Source organism: Neokomagataea thailandica NBRC 106555, from assembly GCF_001598495.1.
GTDB classification, from domain to species: Bacteria; Pseudomonadota; Alphaproteobacteria; order Acetobacterales; family Acetobacteraceae; genus Gluconobacter; species Gluconobacter thailandicus_A.
In genome coordinates this window covers 12,890-33,586 of record NZ_BCZB01000028.1, presented here as the reverse complement: position 1 = coordinate 33,586, position 20,697 = coordinate 12,890, and the positions used below count along the sequence as shown (strand labels likewise).

The following is a 20,697-nucleotide window of genomic DNA, read 5'->3' as shown; positions in this document are numbered from 1 at the left end:
CGGCTGAGAGAACCTAGTCCGACTAGGCGATGAACGGCTGAGCGCTCCCCGCCGGGTAGGCGGCTGAGAGAGCTGACCTCAATCGAACAACAACACAGGCCGATCTCCCCGCCGGGTAGGCGGCTGAGAGAGTATCGAAATAATTCTGGCCATCCCAGCACTTGCTCCCCGCCGGGTAGGCGGCTGAGAGATCTCCTCATTGCGTTATCGCTATCCTGAACTGGCTCCCCGCCGGGTAGGCGGCTGGAAGATCTCAGCATGGACGGTCACGGTTTTGTTCCGAACCTTTAAGACCAAAGATGGTTGAAAAGGAGAATTGGAATAGGGCGAGTTTACAAGACCGAGTTCAGACACGAGGCGGTGCGTTTAGCGCTGAGTAGCGATCTATCGCGTGAGCATATCGCTCAAGATTTAGGGGGTGGGTCTTCGACATTAAAAACGTGGGGCCGTGATGCGCAGAAGCACGATACTGTGGTTTCCAATACCGTGAATCGTGCTGCCTTATTAGGTGAGAATGATAGAGAATGCCGTAACAAAACGCTTCTTTAAAACACTGAAGGCCGAATTGATGTGGCGGCAATCATAGAGCCGTCGACAAGACGACCAAACAGGCCCATCACAGATTACATTCATCATTTCTACCACACGCAGAGGCTCCATTCCGTTTTGCAATGGAACAGCCCTCTAGAGCATCAGCGCAAGGCCACTTAAGACACCATCAAGGAGCCAAAACAAAACCGTGATACGTCTCCCCCCATAACAGCCCCTCACCGTCCCATTTATTGCCCCATCACTGCCCCGGCGCAGACACCGTTGCGCCTCTGTGGCCATAAGAGACTTCAGTATCAGGTACGGCGGGGCGTGGGGTTATGTCGGTTGGCTGGCCGCCGCCATCTCCCGTGCCAAAGCTCATCCCGCCTGACGGTGGGGCTCCATCTGTCGGGGGGGGATGCTGCGGCCCATCCCCGGCCAACTCAACACCAGCGCCCGGTGGCATGGGCATAGGGGGAATGATGCGCCCTGCCGTCACGCCCGGTGGCAGAATATGGCGGCGCGGCACCGGGTCTGGCGGGATTGTTGAAATCATATCTGCGGGCGGCGATTGGAACGATGAGCCCAGTGCACAGCCGGACAGCAGCGTCATCAACGGGAGAATCACAAAAGGCTTACGGCGCGAGGCAAACATCATGCGAATCAAAATAGCAGCTTCGCACCGTTGACGCATCCTCCTATGGGGTGAGACAAAACATTCAACGTGCGGCATCTGTCGCTCCAGAAATAAGGAACATCTGATGTTCGAAGGCCGGATTACTTCCGCAGCCGATCGTCGCCGAGCGTGGCGCGATAGCCTCTTTGTTGATCACTCCATTTTCCGCCTCATCTGGACCAATCTCTCTGCTGTTGTACCCGGCAAGGTATGGCGCTGTAATCACCCCACGCCAGCACGCCTCCGCAGCCTTCAGAGGCGCCTCGGCATCAAAACACTAGTGAACCTACGCGGACACCGCAAATGCGGCTCTGACGCGCTCTCACGCCGTGCCAGTGCCCGTTTAGGGCTTGAGCATCTCGACATGGCCTTTGAAAGCCGTGGTGCGCCGCACCGGGACCGTATCCTGCGTTTTGCAGAGATGTATCGCGGTATCACCTTCCCCATGCTCATGCACTGTAAATCCGGCGCAGACAGAGCAGGGTTAGCCTCTGGCCTTGTGCTCATGTTTGAAGGCGGTACGGCGGATGATGCGCTCAACCAACTGCACTGGCGCTTTGGGCATTTCAACCGTTCCCGCACCGGGATTCTGGATGCCTTTTTCTTGCGCTACAAAGCCGAGGCCGAAGGCCGTATTCCCTTCCTAGATTGGGTACGGGATGAATATGATGAAGACCGCCTTCGCGCTGACTACAAGGCAGGCAAGCTATCATCCTTTGTGAATGACCGCGTGTTACGCCGCGAATAAAGTCTCTTTACTACCCACTTCAAGCCACGTCAGGGAGGCGTTGAATATCAACGTCGTTCTGATGTGAGTGCGCCATTAAGGAGGGGAAGAACCCCTCTTTTTAGGTTTTCACAATCGATACTATCAACGGGCCATATTGCTTACATTGCCCGGAAAAAAGAGGGGGGCCTTCAACCTCATTGGTCAAAACGCAATAACGCACATACACATTACGCTTCAGCAGTCGATGCTATGCTGCGTACGAGATCCAGCATATGTTTACGGACTCCCGGATCCGAAATGCGATAATACGCACGCACAAGATCCACTGTTTCCCGTTTGCTAAAGAGTGCCGCTTCATCTTCTGACGCATCGAAAAGACGCGTCGCCTGTGCAGGCTTTGGCACGCTTGGTGGCGGCCCACCAAAACCCGCCTGTGTCTCCGCAAAGCCAAAAGAGGGAGTGGCTGAGGGGATAAAAGGGCGTTCTTGCTCGTTTAAGGCGGGCTTCGCGTCTGTGCCTTGTAATTGCCCATCATAAAAGAAGCCAACCGGCACATCGAGTGCTTGTGCCAGCTCAAAAAGACGGCTTGCGCTCACGCGGTTTGCCCCGCGTTCATATTTTTGAACTTGCTGAAACGTAACGCCGAGCGCCTCTCCCAAGCTTTCTTGAGACAACCCCATTAACGTACGGCGCAAGCGGATACGGTGACCAATATGCACATCCGTAGAGCCTGCCACGTTCTTGCTTTCAGTCTTACCTTGAGGTTTTGACATAGCTCCCCCTTAAGTTGTTTTATTATTAAAAAACAACCTGAGATTGTCAACGTTAACCTTTAGGTAGTACTTTATTGGTAGCCCTTTAAACGATGAGCCGGTACCCACGCCAACATCACGCACAAAACTGCAAGAGCCAACGGAAAATGACGCCCTAAACGCGCAAAGAGTGTTGGTGCTAAGGGCGGTGGAATATCCGCTACCATCTCTTGCGCAACACCCCACCCCAAACGCTGCATCTCATGGCCTTGACCATTATAAATGGCTGAAATCCCGGTATTATTCACAAATACCATCGGCAGACCTTCTTCAACGGCACGCATCCGACCTGTTGCCAAATGCTGACGCGGCCCCGCACTATTGCCAAACCATGCATCATTCGAAATCGTCACGAGCCAATGTGGGCGTTGATGCGGCGCAATCACAGCCCCTGAAAACACCACCTCGTAGCACACCATCGGGCCAACCCGGCCAATACCCGGCATGTCCAACGTCTTGAGCCCCGCCCCCGGCGTTAACGCCTCCGGCAAGAGATTAAACGGTACGATCCACGGCTTATATTCCCCGAAGGGAACCAGACGGCTCTTATCATAAACCGCCGCGATATTACCGCTTGGGTCCACAACTTCTAAACTATTATACCAATGACCCAAAATATCCCGATCAGACCCCACCATGGTCATAGCACCATGAGCGGCCCGCGCAATGTAACTCCGCGCCGTAGCGTCTTCATCCAAAATACCGGGGAAACCAGATTCCGGCCAAATAGCGACGACAGGCCTTTCATCCCCCACGGCTTGCGCTATCTGCACACCTTGGGCTGTTAAACGTAAATACTTTAGGAAATTATCAACGCGTACTGCACGCGTTAAAATCTGCTCTTCTGAGACATTCCCCTGCACCACCACGGCCCGTGGATTCTGGACAGGGAGCACCGTCATATGGTGCAGGTGCCAAACCGACCACCCCACCCATACCACAAAACCACAACTGGCCACCGCTATGCCCCGTCGCCCTCGCGCCACAGTTAAGGCAGCCAACACAACAACCAGCGTTAAACCATCGACCCCAATGAGTGAGGCGGGCTGTATCAAAATATCTCCCAAAGAACCGGGGACTTCCAAAGCACTCCCTAAAGGATTCCATGGGAAACCAGAAAACAACAAAACACGCGCCATATCTGCGAGTGTCCAACTGCCGGCAAACATCAAAACGCGCCGCCACCCCGGAGCAACCCAACGACAAGCCACCGCAGGAATAGCCACCAAAGGAGCAATCACACAGGCCACACCCGGTGCTGCAATCGGCAAAACCCACCAAAAATCATGCACGCGCGTCAAAATGGCATTCGTCAGCCAGTATAACCCTGCCGTATGCAGACCAAGCCCGAATAAAAAGCCATAAAGTGCAGCATGCTTCCAAGATACCGCATCTTCAGCCGCACGATACAAAACCAGCAAACCCAATGGTAAGATGGGTACAAAACATATCGGCGGAAATGCGAGCGCCGTGAGTGCCCCCACCCCCAATAATAGCGCGCCAAATCGCCAGCCTGAGAGCGGAAGCGTGGGGTTCATGACCATACCCTCAAAGGAAAAGCGCCGCGATCAACACAGCGCCTTCATGTGTCTTTGTTAAGAATCGAGTGCGTCACGCAGGCGCCGCTCATAGTGGCGATAGTACTTATCTGCGAGAAGTTCACTCTTCACCAACACGGCCACATCCGTTGTGTTGAACTGCTCATCCACCACAGCACCGTCCCCCACATAACCTCCTAGCCGGAGATATCCCTTAATCAGAGGAGGCATCTTGCTTAAGCAAGCACGCGGCTCCAGCAAGTGGGGGTCCTTGCGTAGCATCTCAACATAACGCTCCTCCAATGCGCGAATACGCAATGCAGGTGGGGCTAAATGATTATGGTGAAGATACGTCAACTGATCAGCGAGGGCATCTGGGTTCGTGCCGGGTAGGCTGCCGCAACCAAACAGCACATCAATACGATGCAAAAAGATATAAGACGCAATCCCCTGCCACAGCAGTGGCATAGCCGCACGGCCGCGATATTCTTGTGCCACGCAAGAACGCCCGACTTCCAGCAGACGGCCCGGAAACTCCGTTAGAGGCGAAATATCATACTCTGACGCTGTATAGAAACGCCCCACCTTCTCTGCGGCATCTGAGCGCAGGAGACGATAAGTCCCCACGACGCCCTTCGCACCAGAAGAGATATTATGATCAATCACCAAAAGGTGGTCAGCGACGTCGTCAAACTCATCAACGTCGCGCTTAGTCCGCAATGCCCGTTCATCCGGGTGTGCACCCATTTCCTCAAAAAAGACGCGATAGCGGAGGGCCTGAGCAGCATCACGCTCTTCATCTGTTTCCGCCAAGCGAACACCCAGCGCACCGCCACGCACTTCCTGAAAGCCACCGTCACGGTTCAGAGCCAGCGTAGACAATGTTTCCATTTGCCGACGAGTTTCTTCGCTGCTGACCAGCGAATGTGCCGTTTCTGCCTCACGTTCCGTTACGGGAAGCGGCGTGTCCAACTCTGTCGGTTTCATGGTCATGATTCGCTCTTATCTTTCTTTGAGGAAATAACGTTCTCGGCTTTCGTCTCAGACAAACGACGCCCAAAAATTTCAATACGATGTGATACCAACTCAAACCCTAAACGACGGGCAATCTCCGTCATCAAACGAACAGGCTCGTCATCTTCAAATTCTGCGACATGGCCACTCTCAACATCAATCAAATGATAATGATGGCCATTGTCACTGGCTTCATACCGCGCGCGGCCGCCACCGAAGTCACGCCGTTCTAGAATACCTTTTTCTTCCAAAAGGCGCACGGTACGGTAAACCGTCGCCACGGAAATACGCCCATCAATCTCGGCTGCGCGGCGGTATAACTCTTCAACGTCCGGGTGATCATCTGCGGTCGACAGGACATACGCAATGACCCGGCGTTGACCAGTCATCTTCAAGCCCTTCTCAACACAGAGGCGAGCAATCGGCGAATCCTCTACGACTCCAGCACCAGCCGGTTGTCGTGCAGGGAAGCGGGACCCTGGGCCCGCAGTTTTTGTGTCAGCGACCATAATTGCGGCCTAGCCGAAAAACGTTCCTGTTGTCCAATGCCTTCATTATAAAAAAAACCCGCCCCTGTGATAGGGGCGGGTTTTTACGAAGGTCATTAGCCCGCACGACGACGGCCAAGACCGATCTTACGCGCCAAAGATGAGCGATGGCTGGCATAGTTTGGAGCAACCATCGGGTATTCCGGTGGCAGGCCCCAACGCTCACGGTATTCTTGTGGCGTCATGTTATAGACTGTCTTCAGATGACGACGCAGAAGCTTCAACTTCTTTCCGTCTTCCAAGCACACAATGTAGTCTGGGAACACAGACTTCTTCAAAGGAACAGCCGGTACGGGCTTTTCTTCTGGCAATTCGGCCGGTGCATCAACAGTCGCCAGAGCGTCATGCACGGAGCGAATCAAAGATGGCAATGTTTCTGTAGCAACATCGTGATTGGAGACATAAGCCGTGACAATTTGCGCGGTCAGGTTCTTGAAGTCCTGCACTTCTATTTCTTGTGACATACCCTAAATCCTTTACAACATGTGTGTTGGCCCCTTTAGCGGCTGCACCTAATGTTATTCAAGTGTTAATGGACAAAAAAACGCCGTGAAAGAAAATGAAATACTTCACCTCGACATTAGAGATAAAAAATGCCCCATGACCAGTGTCTATATCCGAGCATATTTTGACTCTCTTGTTTCTGGTCAGAGATTAAAAATTACCTTAAAGGGACAAGAAACATATAGAAATATATCAGACATGATAAAAATTATACCGTGTAAAATCATTCAAGAATTTGAATTAGAGGGCGCTGGTGATATTTTCTCTGGCATCATTATGAAATGATAAAAACATGAACCAAGCCAGCAGAAACAAGGCTAATATACCACTTTAAAATGGCAGAAAACAGCCATTTTAAAGCAATTTCATTTCACAACAATGTGTGTACCATCATCAGCGTCTCGGCGCAGTACAGTAGCGTCACTACCATCTTGATAGTACCGCTTTCTACGCCCCACCACTTCAAAGCCTAAGCTATGATACAATGCTTGGGCCCCTGTGTTCTGCACGGATACTTCTAAAAAAACTGTCCCATATTGCAACACCTCTTGCACCAAACGCCGCGCCACACCACGGCGGCGCGCATGAGACAACGTGCCGAGTGTCAAAATTTCAACTTCCCCCGCAATGACACGGTACACAATCAACCCAAGCCCAAGATCGCCGTGATGAGCACAATACGCGCGCGTTCCCGGAATTGTGAAAATCTCATGAAACGATTCGCGGCTCCATATTTCTCCTCCGGCAAACACCTCAGCATGCATTGCCGCCAATACAGACGCAGCTTCCACACCACATTCTGTGAGTGTATACTCATCGCTCCAAATACACATTATACAGGCGCAGGGCGCAAACCAGCAGCCGGAGGTTTTGCCTCGGGTGGGTCCACATAGAGCGGTGAGAAGGCGTCTGTCCTATACCGCTCTGCCGCCGCTACAATACCCAGCGCAGTAGGCGATAAAAGAGAAACCGTCGGGCAGGCCCAAGACCGCACCCCGTCTACGGCGTCTCCCGCGACGCACGCTAAAGATGACGCGTCAAAATCCACTTCTGGGATAGCAAACACAGAACCCTGCGGCGGATCCACAAAAAAGCGTCCCCGCCTTGCAACGCTCACACAGGTCACATCATCACGCGACAACGTAGCGCGCAGTGCGGCACCAAGTGTTACACCAAGCGTTGGACACCCCCAACCTGCAGCATATCCGCTTGCCAAAGCCAACGATGCCCTCAGCCCCGTAAAGGAGCCTGGCCCCACAACGGCAACCACTCGATCCGGCCGAAAGACCATCCCCGCTTGCTGCACCTGCACCAATAAAGCCTGTAGCGTAGGAGCAAAATACTCTGACGCCCCCCGCCCCGTTAACACCGTCTGCGCTAAGACCTGCGTGCCATCAAGAAGCGCCACTAGATTCGTAGGCTGCGCTCCTGCCCCGGCACCATTGAAGACAATGGTTTTCATTTCAAATCAAACTCGTGCCCACATTATGACAAACAGAAACATGCTTCATCAAAAGCGAGGCGCGGTGCACGGGGCGGCGCATGATCAGGATGCGGCACATTCTCCGCCGGATACCCAAGCCCGACTAAAAAATTAGCGCGCCACCCTTTCCCGGCTAAAAGCGTATCTTCTACAGCGAAAGTGTCAAACCCTGACATCGGCATAACATCCAGACCCAGCATACGTGCGGCTAAAATCAAATATCCGCCCTGCAAAGTGCCATTTCTGAACGACGTTTCTTCCGCCAAGCCGACATCAGCCGCAAACCATTCCCGCAATTCAGGGTCAACACCCAAACGGGGGAACGCTTCAAAGAACAATGGATCATGACACACAACTGCCAAAACAGGCGCGGCCATAGCGCGTTCGGCATTTCCGACCGACAACGAAGGTTTGATTCGTTCACGCGCCTCTCGAGAGGTTAAAAAAACGAACCGAGCTGGGGAGCAATTGCCCGATGTTGGCCCCATCTTCACCAAGTCATATAACTGGTGCAGCACCTCTTCTGATACTGGACGACGAGAAAAGGATGTCGCAGTTCGCGCCTTCTCCAACACCGATGTCATAACTGACGACATACCCAGCTCAGTCATTCATCAGTCCTCGACTTGTTCAACGGCGGAGACTTCTGGCACATAATGGCGCAGCATGTTCTCAACACCATGCTTCAAGGTGGCACGGGATGACGGACAACCTGCGCATGCCCCTTGCATGCTCAAATACACAATCCCATCCCGATACCCACGAAAAGCGATATCGCCACCGTCACTCGCGACAGCAGGGCGCACCCGATCATCCAGCAAATCACGAATGCGCTGCACGGTTTCAGCATCTTGATCAGCAATAGCGGCATCAACGGCTGACGCGCTGTGCCCTTCAACAAAAACTGGGCGATTAGCTTCAAAAAAGCTTGTTAGAACCCCGAGCAAAACTGGCTTCAAAGCATGCCACTCTGCTTCTGGTGTCTTGGTAATAGAAACAAAATCATTACCAAGGAAAACACGTCGCACATCTGCCTGCGCGAACAATTCAACCGCTAGCTCTGAGCGGCCTTTTGCAGAAACTACATCCCCAAAATCAGCCGTACCTGCAGTACCCATAACGGCACGGCCCGGTAAGAATTTTAAAGTCTCTGGATTGGGAGTATCTTCAGTCTCGATGAACATGCGTCGTTCGTCCTTCTCAACACGTCTCCGTCACATGTGCTGTTTCCACCGGAGACGCAAGAGGCTTAGAGCTAAATAATGAGGACTAAATACGATGCCCTTTCGGGGCCTGCACCTCAAGAGGCAAGGATATTACAGCACATAGACCGCCATAGCCCCGCTTTACATCTCCCTGCATCAACCGAAGGGTACCGCCCACACGCTGAACTTCGCGCGAAACAATCGCAAGCCCCAGACCAATACCGCCTGTCTGACGAGAGCGAGAGTCTTCAAGACGATAAAACGGTGTTAGAACGCGCTCACGTTCACTTTCTGGGATTCCTGACCCATTATCACTGACCCTAATATCAACCCATCCATATTTAGGTTGAACAATCTCCACGAGAACACGGCCGCCATATTTCAGGCCATTCTCAATGAGGTTGGAAAGCACACGCTTCATCGCCAAGGGGCGGACTGTTAGACGGCAATGCTCAGGCCCCTCATAACGGGCATCGTGCCCCATATCCGAGCAATCATCGACCAAGGTATATATCGTCGCCACAATATCGGTCACACGAATGGACTCTGGATCATCCGCACCTGAGAGATAAGCGAGAACACCATTCACCATGATTTCCATTTCATCTAGGTCCGCTTCAATGGCAGACTGCGCCTCCTCATCCACCAAAAAACCACAACGCAAACGCAAACGCGTGAGAGGTGTGCGCAAATCATGTGACACGGCGGCAAGAGCTTGCGTACGGTCATCTAGCAAGCTTTGAATACGCGTTTGCATCGCATTAATCGTGCGCGCAACCCCGCGCACTTCACGAGAACCACGTTCTTGCACGGGCTCCCATTCTTCATTCCGGCCAACACGCTCTGCTGCCTCACTTAATGCGCGCAATGGCAGGCTTAAGCCCTGAATCAAAATAGCCGCAGCAATACTAATAGCCCCAGCAGTAATCGCCGCGGCCGCCAACCCCCGGGTAAAGGTGTGTCTTTTCATCAAACCGGGAACACGATACCGCATAACACTGCCATCCGGCAGGGTGGCGCTTCCCAAAACATCCGTAGCATTGGGAGCCAAGGTATACAGATCTAAATCGGCCTTTGCTAAGGGCGGGTAGTCTCGTGCCAAACGGTGGACCAGACGCGTCAAAGGCGGGCTATGATGCCGTGGTAAATTGGGAAGATTTGGCAAGTCTAGACGCGCCTCCCAAGACACGTCCAGCTCGCTCCCCGACAAGACAACCCCCAAAAAAGATCGCTGACTCGCCGGAGCAGATGACAAGACACGTAAGTCTGTATTTAACGCGTCACCCAACTGTACGAAGCGTACATCATTGACGATAAAGGCCTCGGCCTCATTATAAAAAACCGTGTTCGCTATAAAGACCAAAACCACGGCTACCGTCAAAACAACGCTAACACGCCCAACATGGCCTAATGGCCAAAATGGAAAACGCTCAGAAATTGTTAGACCCGCTCCACTTCTGCAACAAAAATATAGCCAAGGCCACGCACTGTCCGAATTAATTGCTCTGCGTCACCACCTAATTTCCTACGCAAACGACTCACCAGAACATCAATGCTTCGATCCGAAACATCCCCCAAACGAGTGCGTGATAATTCGAGCAAACGATCACGTGCGATGACCCTCTGCGGGTTATCGAGGAAGCTCGTTAACAAATCATGCTCTGCGCCGGAGATATCAACCGTGACGCCAGCAGGGTCAGTCAACTCACGCCGACGTAAGTCTAGGGTCCAACCCGCAAACTTCAAACGCTCACGACGGGCAGGTTCTTGCACCGTACCCACGCTACCACGCCGCAGTGCAGCCCGAACGCGCGCTAGCAGCTCACGCTGCCCAAACGGTTTCGGCACATAGTCATCGGCACCGGCCTCAAGCCCGTTCACGCGGTCACGCTCCTCACCGCGAGCGGACACCATAATAATTGGCAACTGTGCTGGCGGAGGCTCTTCCACATGTGCCGCAGCTTGGCCGCTCCGTAAGGCACGACACAACTCAACACCGTTCGTACCGGGCAACATCACATCCATGATGATCAGGTCAACTGGTGCTAGCTCTAATGCTTCCCACATTTCTTCTCCACATGCGACACCACGCACACGGAAACCGGCCCCCTGAAGGGCCCGCAAAATCAGGGTACGCATTCCTGCATCGTCTTCAACAACGAGAATACGCGCCGGTAGGTTGGGATCAGTAAGATTGGGCTGCACGCTCTTTCTTATCCATGCTGAGAAGAAACTGTTACACCTTCAATAACATGTAAACTGCACTTAGCAATAAAGAGGAGTGCACTATTTTAGCAACAAATTTTAGCGAGCCTCTTTTTTAGGTCCGGAGGAAATTGCCACTACTGAACCTTGAGAAGGATTATCACTCGGCAAAGTACTGCTCCACCCGCCTCCTAACGCATTATATAAACGCGCCAAATTGCTTGCTAACGTACAGTCACTTTCAGCCAAATCAAGCTGCGCTGACTGCAACTGAGACTGCGCATTTAAGACGCTCAAATATGTTGTTAGCCCTGAGCGATACTGGCTTTTTGCGAGGTTAAGAGCGCGCTGGTTATCTTCTACTTCCCCCGCTAACCCCTGATGATGGAACTGCTCATTGCGATATGCAATCAGCGCATTGTCAACATCATGCCATGCCTGCAAGACTGTCTGTTGATAATGAATAGCAGCCGCTTTTTGAGCGTACTCTTTTAACGCCAATTGACCTCGCAAACGTCCACCTTGGAAAATCGGCAATGAAATTGACGGACCGATATTCCATGCACGTGCATTCCAAAATCCTAAGTCACGGAACGACAAACTCTGAAAACCAAAATCTGCATTAATCGTCACTTTCGGGTAAAAATCCGCCGTTGCCTCACCGACCTCGGCCACTGCACCACGGAGTTCTTCTTCTGCCTCACGAATATCCGGGCGGCGCTGCGCGAGTTCTGAGGGCAGGCCCACCGGCACAACAGGGGGGACAACAGGGGTCTCCCGCGCTACGAGCTCTTCATTCAGACTGCTCGGCATCTCTCCGAGCAGCAAGGCAACGGCATTTTTTTCCTGTGCGACCGCTTGCGCTAACTGCGCCAGACGGCTTTCAGTATCGTGGACACGCCCCTGAGCCGTATCAACATCTAATTCTGACACCAAACCGGCACGATAACGCGCCTGCGCAAGCGCCTGAAACTGCTTTTGTGTTGCCAAATTCTCTGCCAGAACGCGCTGACGCGTCTGATCTCCACGCAATGTAAGATACGCTCGCGCCATATCTGCTTGTTGAGCAATTAAAACCGCACGACGCTCTTCATCCGACGCCGCCAAATCTGCTTTTGCAGCATCATATTGATGCGCTACGCGGCCCCAGAGATCGATTTCATACGTCGCATCAATCCCATCTTTCCACTGGTCCAATTGCGGGATTTCAGTATCACTCGCTGCGCGCTGAGCAAACTGGCCGGCAGTCCCCGTTCCCAAACGGGAGCCAACTCGGCCAATAGCTTCCTGAGCAAATTTAGAACTAAATTGGCTCCGTTCATAAGAGCCCGACGCACTCAAGCCCGGAAAGCGCTCTGCCCCCGCCATCATCAATTGCGCTCTACTCTGCGCGAGATTGGCGGTTGAGAGACGGAACGCCAAGTTTTGGTGAACAAGACGATTTTCTAAAGATGTCAGCTCAGAATCATGAAAAAGCGCCCACCATTGATCCGAAATTGCCTCTTCACGTGTGACACTGGTAGGAGCCTGCGTCACAGCTCGCGCATAATGTTCTGGTGCCCATGCTTTCGGGGCATGAAATTCAGGGCCAACATGCAAGCACCCCGAAAGAGCAACAGCCGCGACACCGACAAACAAAACGCGTACAAAAGAAATTGCTCTCATGATCAGACCCCCGAAACAGAAATATTCTTGCGCTGACCGACCTGTTCGGTCAGCATAATACGCATTGCAGTATGATGACGAAAGAATGCCGGCGCTTTATGAAAAACCAACGGGCTACCCAGACACCACGTCAATTGCCCAGCACCACCCCGATCACCGCGCAACCCAGTAAGCGCGAGCAAATTCTGAAGGGCGCAGGGAAAGTCTTTTTGGCGCATGGCTACGAGGGTGCGTCGATGTCCCACATCGCCCGTGAAGCTGGCGTCTCGAAAGGGACGCTGTACAATCACTTCACGAGCAAAGCGGATCTCTTCTCGGCTTTCATTATGGAACAGTCGCGCACAAAGCTTCAAGCAATTACTGCTCTGGTGAGTAATGACGCGCAGAATTTCAAAAACACTTTGTTGAGTGTCTGTGAAGCTGCCATCCATCTTTTGCTCAACCCCGAAGCAATGAGCCTTTACCGCATACTGGTTGCCGAGACTAAAAAATTCCCGAATTTGGCGGATATTTTTTGGAAACATAGCTTTGGTGCAAACCTGAGCCATTTGAGCCAATGGCTTCAACGCTGCCACGACACCGCCACACTGACTGTCCCTGATGCTGAGTTCGCGGCAGAGCAATTGATGGCGATGTGCCAAACACGCATTATCAACCGCCGTCGCTTGGCTCTTCCCGTCGATGATAGCGCTCAGGCTATTGCGCAATTGGCAGAGTTGACCGCCGAAAGCTTTTTTAAGATCTATGCCCCTCATTAGTGCCCCCCTACAGGGGCATCACCGCTCCGTTTTTTCGCGGCAGGTGCAAGCAGAGCGCATAGAGGCACAACCATGAGGGCTAAAATTCCGATCCAACGAAATACCTCATTATAAGCCAACATCGCCGTTTGTGTTGAAAACTCACCCATCAGCCGGTGCACAGCAAAGCCATGCGCCGCCGCAGGTGTAAGCCCATGATCTTGAGCCGTTTTTTGTACGGCGTTAAGATAATCCGTATAGGGCTGGCGGCCTGTAATCATATGCCCTGCCATATCATTTTGATGCCGTTGCCGCGCTTCAACAACAGCCGCAGTAGACAATGAAATAGCCAAAGAACCTAAATAATTACGGCACATACTGAAAAGGGCTGATGCATCCGCATTCAATTCCCGCGGCAATGTTGAATATGCAACCGTTGAAATAGGTACGAACAGAAAAGCGAGCGCCGCCGTTTGACTAACGCGATACTGAATAAGCGTTGCGAAATCGATCTGCGCACTTAAATGCGCAGCTTGAAACATCGAGAGCCCCATCAAAGTAAAACCGCAGGCGATAATATACCGTACGGGTATGACCTTCATCAGTTGTCCCACGATCGGAATCAAGACAATAACCGCGACGCCGCCCGGTGCCAAAAGGAGCCCTGATGTTGTGGCCGTATATCCCTGCACTTGCTGCGCAAACTGCGGAATAATAACAGACGAGCTGTAAAGCAGCGCCCCTACCATAGACATCAGAAGCATACTGGTTGCAAAATTACGGTCTTTGAAAACTTCTAGCCTCAAGAGAGGTTGTCGCGCTTTCAACATCCAAAAAATTGCACCGACGATACCAACAGCCCCCAAAATGGCCATGAGCACAATATAATGCGACCCGAACCAATCCTCATCCTCACCCCGGTCACATGCGAGCTCAAGGCAGCCTAAGCCTAGAGTAATCAGGCCAATACCAATACCGTCGATAGGCATACGACGGCGCCTTTCCCAAGGGGGGTCCTCCACGAGCGCAGAGACGGCCAAAACGCACATAATTCCGAAGGGGATATTAACGAAAAACACCCAACGCCATGAATAATCATCCGTTAGAAAGCCCCCCAAAAGAGGGCCTAACACCGGCCCGACAATCGTCGCGATCGCTGTAAGGCCAAAAGCAGCGCCGCGTTTTTCCGGCGGGAATGTATCGAGAATAATAGATTGCTGGCTTGGCTGTAGTCCGCCACCGAAGAAGCCCTGCATCAAACGAAACACCACCAACATCGGCAATGATTGTGCAAGACCACACAAAAATGACGATACGGTAAACATCACAATACAAATCAGGAAATACCGCTTACGTCCAAAAAGACGCGACAACCAGCCCGATATTGTCAGCACAATACCATTCGCAACCAGATACGCTGTTAGGGCCCAGGTGGAATCATCATATGACCCACCTAACGAGCCTGCGATATGCGGCAAAGCCACATTCACAATGGTTGTATCCAGCACCTCCATGAACGCAGCCATTGTCACAACAACGGCAATCAACCAAGGGTTATGCTTGGGCTTCCACTCTTCTTTTGATTTATCCAGAGCGCTCATGGAACACAGCTCACTTCACGTAAACGGTTGGTGCTACGGACAGGCCGAGCGCCAATGGCAGATGCGGATCTAAACCACTATCAATCACAATTTTTACCGGAATACGCTGAACCGTTTTTACAAAATTACCCGTCGCATTTTCAGGCGGGAAAGTACTGAATGTCTCACCTGTACCCAACTGAAGAGAATCGATATGCCCGTGCAGCTTTAGGTCTGGGTAAGCGTCAACATCCATATCGACTTTTTGCCCAATCCGCATACGCGTAATTTGTGTTTCCTTGAAATTAGCGACGACCCATACTTCAGGAAGCACAAGAGAGAAAAGCTTCTGCCCAGTTTGAACAAAGTTTCCCTGCTCAATACTACGCTCTGCAATCCAGCCATCTTGAGGAGCGCGAACCTCTGTCCACTCCATATCCAATTCGGCTTGTTTAAGTTGTGCCTGCGCAGAAGCCAAAGCCGCCTGCTCTTGCGTGACACGTGCTGAAGCATTGCTCAAATTAGCAGCTACCGGCTCTGCTTGCGTCATTTGCCCTTCTGCCTGCAAAACGCGTGCATGGGCCTCTTCTAATGCAGCACGTGCAGTATCAATGTCCTGCTGCGACGTTGCCGCCCGTGCTACAGAATGCTGACGCCGAAAATCTGCTTCCGCTTTTACAAGCTGCGCTTGCGCAGCAGCAAGGTTGCCCTTAGCTGTCAGCAGCTGACCCGGGAAGTTTTTCTGCGCTACAGCAACCTGCAAGCGATATGCGTCTATATTGGCATTCGCCTGCTCTACGGCCGCTTGGGCTTTCTGCAAAGATGCTGCGTAATCTCGGTTGTCAACTATAAAGAGCACATCACCACGGTGAACAAACTGGTTATCATTCACCAAAAGCCGAGTAACGTAACCATTCACATGGGCTGCAATAGAAATTTTACGCCCTTCAGTATAGGCATCATCTGTTTTATACTGGTTTCGCGTCATAAACACGTAAACACCAATTCCCACCAAAGTGAGAACTACCAGAAGAATAAGAATAATCCGCCGAACCGGATTAGACTTTTTTGGTGCCGAGCCTGACGGCTGATCATCCTGCGCCATGTAGTCTCTTTACACTCCAGCGAGCTGACAAATTTTTGTGACGGCCAATAGGATGGCACGCACCCTAAAATGACCGATCAGTTCGGTCATTCTTGACACATCATACCCCATGCAGCAAGCTCAAAAAACTACCGGGTTTCCTTCTGACGCATATAAAGGATGCTCAAATCACGCATAAATTAAGTCATTCAGAATTTATTAAGATCCCTTTGCCTATCCTTCAAACAGACCATCATGCACTGAAGGATTCCACCATTATGTCTATGTCCATTAATACTAATAACGCAGCAATGGCAGCACTTAAGTCACTTAATCAAACCTCCGATGATCTCAGCACAACACAAAATGCTATCTCAACAGGCAAAAAAGTGAACAATGCATCGGATGACCCTGCCGTTTACGCCATATCTCAGGGCATGAATGCTCAAATTTCCGGACTAAGCGGCGTTTCAACAGGATTACAGTTCGCTGGTCAGGTTTTAAACACAACAAACCAAGCCACAATTTCAATCACAAGCAATCTGTCCACTTTATCAAGTACCATTACACAAGCAGCCAATAACGGCATGGATCAAACAAAATTAAATAGCGCCATCAAATCAACATTGAGCTCCATTGATTCAGCCGCCAATACTGCAACATTCCAAGGCGTAAATCTTCTTTCTGGCTCCACCGGAAATGGTGTTAATTATAACACCATTTCTGCTGCTCAAGACATCAATGGAAACCTTTTCACGCAGAGCGGTTTTAATGCCACATCCGCAGGGCTTGGGTTGCAAGGGCTCAGCACCTCCATGAGCGGCACTGTAATCAACAATCCCGGCACCCTTTCCGGATCAGGCACTAGCGCCAGTGTTTTACAAGTACAGAACCAAGCACAAACGAACAACACTGGCGCAGCAGGAAATCCGGCTATCACTACCTCTTTTATACTCGACAACAAACCTGGAGATTCTTCTGGAGCGTCCTCAACCGTTTCAAGCATGATCAACGATGCTCTCACCTCTGGAAGCGGCTTCACTGTCAGCATAAGCAACGGAAAGCTTAGCGTTAACGACAGTCACAGTAAAAGTGCAATTGCTTCCACAACGACGAATTCTGACGGGACGACCTCCTACAAACTTACCAACGGCGATAACATCCAAACACAGGCCGACGCCTCTGGTAATATGACTTACACCATCTCCAAGGGCGGTGATGTTGACTCTAATGGTAACGTCAGAGCTATGAGTAAAATTGTTGATATTGATATCAGTAAAGCTAGCAGCGCGGGTTCGGCCACCCAACAAAACAACGCGGCCGAAGCCACACTGGTGACTGCCATCAACAATGCTGGCTTTGGAGCCCAAACCAACAATGACGGCTCCATCACAATGGCAGGCGGCAATCTCGATACCACAAACAATAACGTAAAAATGGGCACCTATTCTGCAGGGCAAGGCGGAAATCCCGGATCTGTCACCTCAAATACAACCACCTCACAAACCAGCGGCACCACTGTCGTGCAGCTCGCTGTTGGCGCTGCACTGTCAAGCATCGAGCGCATTTCGTCTAAAATAGGTGTTGCAACCAATTCTGTCACCCAACTCCAATCTTCCACCTCCTCGCTATCTGATTCTTTGACATCTGGCGTTGGCGCACTAACAGATGCCGATATGGCAGCTGAGAGCGCGAAGCTCACCTCTTTACAAACAAAACAGCAACTTGCCGTACAATCTTTATCAATCGCCAACTCACAATCTTCGCAGATTATGAGCCTATTCCGCGGCTAATGCCTCAATATCATCATCGGTACCTTTCTCGGGTGCCGATGATTTTTCCCCAACTTTAAGGAGAAACGTGGCGTGAATTACGCGGCGTCACAATATCAGACGCAGTCTGGTCAATATCTTTCTTCCAGAGAAATCGAAGCCATGGCTTTCCGTCATATCAATGCTCTCATGACACAAGCGAAAACCGCACAAGAGCGCCATGATGCCTTGCACCAAAATCAGAAATTATGGAGCATTTTTTTGCATAGTCTCCAACGAACAGACTGCCCTCTAGAACCCATTCTACAAAAAGATTTACTGACTTTAAGCACATGGTCTCTGCGGCACTCAAACGAAGCCATGATGCGCCCCCTCAGTTTGGCGCCACTCATTGATATTAACAATGATATGATTGCTGGACTATCACACGCACAGCAAAACGCCGTTCTTCATCAACCCACAGGGCGATTAACCATGACAAGCTAATGAAGAGCGGCTTTATGTTACGGGCGCACGGAGGGCACCACGAACGTATTATCACTACGATCAATATCTGGAATCACTACATCCGGGTCCAAAGTAGCCTCGACCACTTCTTTATCTGCCGGTAGCGTCAACAAAACAGCACTGTCTTGGCGCCACATCTCAGTCGGAAGAAGGCGATCACTGCTTGTGCCATCTACGTATTTTAAGCGTAGATGGACTGGCAACGGTAATGAGCCATAATTCACCACTTCAACGTGTACGTGACCATTTTTCTGCATTTGTAATGATTTTACAGCATAATCCGGTGCTGCATTTGTAAAATACCAACCGCGCCAAAACCAACCTAAATCTTCTCCGGCTTCACTGTCCATAATCCGAAAAAAATCTGACGGTGATGGATGACGATAGGCCCACTCAGCAATATAACGCCGAAATGCCGCATCAAAACGTTCTGGCCCTAAAATCTGCTCCCGTAGTAACTTTAAACCATACGCTCCCTTGAAGTAGCTTACAGAATGTCGATACTTTTCGGAAATATCGTCAGCCGCCATCATCAAAGATGGTGCATGCACATCTTGCAGTATCGGCACTATATCGCGCGCAGGATTACCCGTTTGTGGTGAAAACTCAGCATCCTGCTTAGGCGCAAATTCTCCGTGATTAAAATGTTCCGATGCATAAGCATCAATGAACGTATTAAATCCTTCGTCCATAAAGGCATTGCGTCGTTCATCCGAACCTACAAGCATAGGGAACCAATCATGCCCGATCTCATGAGTTGTAATCCAAAACAACTCAGGATCACGCTCGTGCATCCCGTCAAAAACAATGCCTGGATATTCCATCCCAGCGCCATACCCGCCAACATTAATGGCATTTGGCCAAGGATACACAAACCATTGTGACGAGAAGTATTCGATAGCGTGTTTCACATAATCCGTTGAACGGTCCCAACCGTGCGCAGATATTCCCTCGCGCGGATAGACAGACATCGCTAGCCTCGGCTGCTTTGCCGAGCCGGACCATGGGGAGACAGAAGGCAAATCAATCCGCTCTGCATCCCACAAAAAGGCAGGAGACGCAGCGAAAGAAACATCGCGTGTATTCTGCATTGCAAAATGCCACGTCACTTCTCCGCCAGATTGCCGGTGACTTAACGGGTTTGTCACATCGTGCAAATCTCGAATTAAAACACGTTTTTCACTGCGAGAGGCCTGCGCTAAGCGTGTGCGCTCTGTCTTGGTCAAGACCTCATCAGGATTCAACAAGGCTCCCGACCCAACAACTGTAAAATTCCACGGCACCGTTACAGAATAATCAAAATTTCCATACTCTAGAAAAAACTCTTGCTCCAAATACGGTAACGTATTCCACCCACGCCGATCATCATAAACACTCAAGCGCGGATACCACTGTGCCATTTCAAAAATATCACCGTCCTGCACCTTTGAAACGGCCGTTCGCCCGCCCCAAGTTCCAGGGATGGTATAATGCCATTGAATACGGAAGCTCACCTTTTGGTGAGGCGCTATCGCTTGGGAGAGTTTCACCTGCAATCGTGTATCTGAAACCCGATATGGCTGTGCCTTCTCCACACCGCCAATCATTTCAGAGACCCCCTCTAGCACCATACCTTGAGTTGTTTCCGAAGGAAGAACACCGGCTATATTAGAGCGAGAATCAGCTCTATATCGATTTTGTTCAATTTGCAGCCACACAACATCCAACGTATCAGGACTGTTATTTGTATATGTAATAACTTCATTACCGCTCAAACGATGTTCACCAGCATCAAGGCGGGCTTTGATGCTGTAATCAACACGGTTTTGCCAATAATGCGGCCCCGGCACCCCGCTCCCAGAACGATACATATTCGGCGCATCTGGCAGAGTAAAAGGCGCAAAAATTGCCTGAGGATCCGCAAGAGTTTTTGCCCCGACAGATGTGGCATTCAATATACCTACAGCACACAAAGCCGTGCCGCCTAACATACGAGTATGTTGTGTCAGAAGGGAAAAGGTCCGTATAAAATAATCTTGCATACTCAAGGTAATCTTTTCTTTTCTCGTTACAAATACCCTCAAAAAGGGCGAGTCTGATGTAAAATTTATCACACAAACCCGCACG

The 20,697-nt window shown here is 51.1% G+C and carries 23 protein-coding genes; 6 read left to right on the top strand and 17 right to left on the bottom strand.

All coding sequences use genetic code 11. From position 1 onward, the window contains the following. Nucleotides 1–200, bottom strand: a 200-nt coding sequence (locus NTH01S_RS12005; RefSeq protein ID WP_218015981.1) for a hypothetical protein, incomplete at its 3' end; no start/stop codon positions are given. 103 nt (nt 201–303) lie between these two features. Between NTH01S_RS12005 and NTH01S_RS12215 the strand changes: the two genes are divergently transcribed. Beyond that, nucleotides 304–549 carry a transposase gene (locus tag NTH01S_RS12215; protein WP_370664321.1) on the top strand — a complete coding sequence of 82 codons (246 nt, stop codon included), beginning with the start codon at nt 304–306 and terminating at the stop codon, nt 547–549. A 241-nt stretch (nt 550–790) separates the two neighbouring features. Here NTH01S_RS12215 and NTH01S_RS09650 read toward each other — a convergent pair whose 3' ends face one another. Further along, complete coding sequence (locus NTH01S_RS09650) at nt 791–1,225, bottom strand: hypothetical protein (protein ID WP_068173118.1); 435 nt, start codon at nt 1,223–1,225, stop codon at nt 791–793. 67 nt (nt 1,226–1,292) lie between these two features. On the opposite strand from NTH01S_RS09650, the gene NTH01S_RS09645 reads away from it, so the two are divergent. Further along, nucleotides 1,293–1,955 carry a tyrosine-protein phosphatase gene (locus tag NTH01S_RS09645; RefSeq protein WP_068173114.1) on the top strand — a complete coding sequence of 221 codons (663 nt, stop codon included), beginning with the start codon at nt 1,293–1,295 and terminating at the stop codon, nt 1,953–1,955. Nucleotides 1,956–2,164: 209 nt separating this feature from the next. Here the strand turns inward: NTH01S_RS09645 and NTH01S_RS09640 are convergent, their stop codons facing one another. From NTH01S_RS09640 to NTH01S_RS09620, 5 genes are all read right to left on the bottom strand, one after another. Continuing rightward, nucleotides 2,165–2,710 carry a helix-turn-helix domain-containing protein gene (locus tag NTH01S_RS09640; RefSeq protein ID WP_068173111.1) on the bottom strand — a complete coding sequence of 182 codons (546 nt, stop codon included), beginning with the start codon at nt 2,708–2,710 and terminating at the stop codon, nt 2,165–2,167. 71 nt (nt 2,711–2,781) lie between these two features. Further along, the gene (gene lnt / locus NTH01S_RS09635) at nt 2,782–4,287 is read right to left on the bottom strand and encodes an apolipoprotein N-acyltransferase (protein ID WP_370664320.1); all 1,506 of its coding nucleotides are present in this window, start codon (nt 4,285–4,287) and stop codon (nt 2,782–2,784) included. 57 nt (nt 4,288–4,344) lie between these two features. After that, nucleotides 4,345–5,178: a GNAT family N-acetyltransferase gene (locus NTH01S_RS09630; protein WP_068173137.1), complete on the bottom strand. Its 834-nt coding sequence runs from the start codon at nt 5,176–5,178 to the stop codon at nt 4,345–4,347. 98 nt (nt 5,179–5,276) lie between these two features. Continuing rightward, entirely contained in the window at nt 5,277–5,810 is a 534-nt protein-coding gene (locus NTH01S_RS09625; protein WP_068173106.1) for a Fur family transcriptional regulator, read from the bottom strand. A gap of 95 nt (nt 5,811–5,905) precedes the next feature. Next, on the bottom strand, nt 5,906–6,313 hold the full coding sequence (locus tag NTH01S_RS09620) for a MucR family transcriptional regulator (RefSeq protein ID WP_068173103.1): 408 nt from the start codon (nt 6,311–6,313) through the stop codon (nt 5,906–5,908). A gap of 85 nt (nt 6,314–6,398) precedes the next feature. On the opposite strand from NTH01S_RS09620, the gene NTH01S_RS09615 reads away from it, so the two are divergent. Then, the gene (locus NTH01S_RS09615; RefSeq protein ID WP_157070938.1) at nt 6,399–6,638 is read left to right on the top strand and encodes a sulfurtransferase TusA family protein; all 240 of its coding nucleotides are present in this window, start codon (nt 6,399–6,401) and stop codon (nt 6,636–6,638) included. Nucleotides 6,639–6,718: 80 nt separating this feature from the next. On the opposite strand, the gene NTH01S_RS09610 is transcribed toward NTH01S_RS09615, so the two are convergent. The 7 genes from NTH01S_RS09610 to NTH01S_RS09580 all read right to left on the bottom strand — a co-directional run bounded on the left by NTH01S_RS09610 (nt 6,719) and on the right by NTH01S_RS09580 (nt 12,911). Then, entirely contained in the window at nt 6,719–7,186 is a 468-nt protein-coding gene (locus NTH01S_RS09610) for a GNAT family N-acetyltransferase (protein WP_084367265.1), read from the bottom strand. Next, nucleotides 7,186–7,815, bottom strand: coding sequence for a tRNA threonylcarbamoyladenosine biosynthesis protein TsaB (locus NTH01S_RS09605; protein WP_245642324.1), 630 nt, complete (start codon nt 7,813–7,815; stop codon nt 7,186–7,188). The genes NTH01S_RS09610 and NTH01S_RS09605 overlap by 1 nt, the downstream gene beginning before the upstream one ends. Nucleotides 7,816–7,838: 23 nt before the next feature. Beyond that, complete coding sequence (locus NTH01S_RS09600) at nt 7,839–8,432, bottom strand: malonic semialdehyde reductase (RefSeq protein ID WP_068173131.1); 594 nt, start codon at nt 8,430–8,432, stop codon at nt 7,839–7,841. Nucleotides 8,433–8,450: 18 nt separating this feature from the next. Beyond that, nucleotides 8,451–9,020, bottom strand: coding sequence for a NifU family protein (locus NTH01S_RS09595; RefSeq protein WP_068173093.1), 570 nt, complete (start codon nt 9,018–9,020; stop codon nt 8,451–8,453). An 85-nt stretch (nt 9,021–9,105) separates the two neighbouring features. Then, nucleotides 9,106–10,422, bottom strand: a complete 1,317-nt coding sequence (locus NTH01S_RS09590) for an ATP-binding protein (RefSeq protein ID WP_245642322.1) — start codon at nt 10,420–10,422, stop codon at nt 9,106–9,108. Nucleotides 10,423–10,481: 59 nt separating this feature from the next. Next, nucleotides 10,482–11,246, bottom strand: a complete 765-nt coding sequence (locus NTH01S_RS09585) for a response regulator transcription factor (protein WP_068173086.1) — start codon at nt 11,244–11,246, stop codon at nt 10,482–10,484. Between the two features lie 99 nt (nt 11,247–11,345). Next, nucleotides 11,346–12,911 carry an efflux transporter outer membrane subunit gene (locus NTH01S_RS09580; protein ID WP_068173083.1) on the bottom strand — a complete coding sequence of 522 codons (1,566 nt, stop codon included), beginning with the start codon at nt 12,909–12,911 and terminating at the stop codon, nt 11,346–11,348. Nucleotides 12,912–13,009: 98 nt separating this feature from the next. On the opposite strand from NTH01S_RS09580, the gene NTH01S_RS09575 reads away from it, so the two are divergent. Further along, the gene (locus NTH01S_RS09575) at nt 13,010–13,669 is read left to right on the top strand and encodes a TetR/AcrR family transcriptional regulator (RefSeq protein WP_084367271.1); all 660 of its coding nucleotides are present in this window, start codon (nt 13,010–13,012) and stop codon (nt 13,667–13,669) included. On the opposite strand, the gene NTH01S_RS09570 is transcribed toward NTH01S_RS09575, so the two are convergent. Further along, nucleotides 13,666–15,249, bottom strand: coding sequence for a DHA2 family efflux MFS transporter permease subunit (locus NTH01S_RS09570; RefSeq protein ID WP_068173076.1), 1,584 nt, complete (start codon nt 15,247–15,249; stop codon nt 13,666–13,668). The genes NTH01S_RS09575 and NTH01S_RS09570 overlap by 4 nt on opposite strands. Before the next feature lie 10 nt (nt 15,250–15,259). After that, nucleotides 15,260–16,333 carry an HlyD family secretion protein gene (locus tag NTH01S_RS09565; protein WP_068173075.1) on the bottom strand — a complete coding sequence of 358 codons (1,074 nt, stop codon included), beginning with the start codon at nt 16,331–16,333 and terminating at the stop codon, nt 15,260–15,262. A 257-nt stretch (nt 16,334–16,590) separates the two neighbouring features. Between NTH01S_RS09565 and NTH01S_RS09560 the strand changes: the two genes are divergently transcribed. Together NTH01S_RS09560 and NTH01S_RS09555 are read left to right on the top strand one after the other, a co-directional pair. Continuing rightward, nucleotides 16,591–18,105, top strand: coding sequence for a flagellin N-terminal helical domain-containing protein (locus tag NTH01S_RS09560; protein ID WP_068173127.1), 1,515 nt, complete (start codon nt 16,591–16,593; stop codon nt 18,103–18,105). A gap of 72 nt (nt 18,106–18,177) precedes the next feature. Beyond that, nucleotides 18,178–18,570 carry a flagellar biosynthesis regulator FlaF gene (locus tag NTH01S_RS09555; protein WP_068173072.1) on the top strand — a complete coding sequence of 131 codons (393 nt, stop codon included), beginning with the start codon at nt 18,178–18,180 and terminating at the stop codon, nt 18,568–18,570. 17 nt (nt 18,571–18,587) lie between these two features. On the opposite strand, the gene NTH01S_RS09550 is transcribed toward NTH01S_RS09555, so the two are convergent. Then, entirely contained in the window at nt 18,588–20,561 is a 1,974-nt protein-coding gene (locus NTH01S_RS09550; RefSeq protein WP_068173124.1) for a M1 family metallopeptidase, read from the bottom strand. Nucleotides 20,562–20,697 lie beyond the last annotated feature (136 nt).

Bases quoted from the DNA above. Each gene is read 5' to 3' on its own strand.
- NTH01S_RS09600 (WP_068173131.1), bottom strand. From the start codon at position 8,432: ATGTCGTCAGTTATGACATCGGTGTTGGAGAAGGCGCGAACTGCGACA.
- NTH01S_RS09560 (WP_068173127.1), top strand. From the start codon at position 16,591: ATGTCTATGTCCATTAATACTAATAACGCAGCAATGGCAGCACTTAAG.
- NTH01S_RS09550 (WP_068173124.1), bottom strand. From the start codon at position 20,561: ATGTTAGGCGGCACGGCTTTGTGTGCTGTAGGTATATTGAATGCCACA.
- NTH01S_RS09650 (WP_068173118.1), bottom strand. From the start codon at position 1,225: ATGCGTCAACGGTGCGAAGCTGCTATTTTGATTCGCATGATGTTTGCC.
- NTH01S_RS09620 (WP_068173103.1), bottom strand. From the start codon at position 6,313: ATGTCACAAGAAATAGAAGTGCAGGACTTCAAGAACCTGACCGCGCAA.
- NTH01S_RS09570 (WP_068173076.1), bottom strand. From the start codon at position 15,249: ATGAGCGCTCTGGATAAATCAAAAGAAGAGTGGAAGCCCAAGCATAAC.
- NTH01S_RS09610 (WP_084367265.1), bottom strand. From the start codon at position 7,186: ATGTGTATTTGGAGCGATGAGTATACACTCACAGAATGTGGTGTGGAA.
- NTH01S_RS09640 (WP_068173111.1), bottom strand. From the start codon at position 2,710: ATGTCAAAACCTCAAGGTAAGACTGAAAGCAAGAACGTGGCAGGCTCT.
- NTH01S_RS09580 (WP_068173083.1), bottom strand. From the start codon at position 12,911: ATGAGAGCAATTTCTTTTGTACGCGTTTTGTTTGTCGGTGTCGCGGCT.
- NTH01S_RS09625 (WP_068173106.1), bottom strand. From the start codon at position 5,810: ATGGTCGCTGACACAAAAACTGCGGGCCCAGGGTCCCGCTTCCCTGCA.
- NTH01S_RS09595 (WP_068173093.1), bottom strand. From the start codon at position 9,020: ATGTTCATCGAGACTGAAGATACTCCCAATCCAGAGACTTTAAAATTC.
- NTH01S_RS09605 (WP_245642324.1), bottom strand. From the start codon at position 7,815: ATGAAAACCATTGTCTTCAATGGTGCCGGGGCAGGAGCGCAGCCTACG.
- lnt (WP_370664320.1), bottom strand. From the start codon at position 4,287: ATGAACCCCACGCTTCCGCTCTCAGGCTGGCGATTTGGCGCGCTATTA.
- NTH01S_RS09575 (WP_084367271.1), top strand. From the start codon at position 13,010: ATGAAAAACCAACGGGCTACCCAGACACCACGTCAATTGCCCAGCACC.
- NTH01S_RS09630 (WP_068173137.1), bottom strand. From the start codon at position 5,178: ATGGAAACATTGTCTACGCTGGCTCTGAACCGTGACGGTGGCTTTCAG.
- NTH01S_RS09645 (WP_068173114.1), top strand. From the start codon at position 1,293: ATGTTCGAAGGCCGGATTACTTCCGCAGCCGATCGTCGCCGAGCGTGG.
- NTH01S_RS09565 (WP_068173075.1), bottom strand. From the start codon at position 16,333: ATGGCGCAGGATGATCAGCCGTCAGGCTCGGCACCAAAAAAGTCTAAT.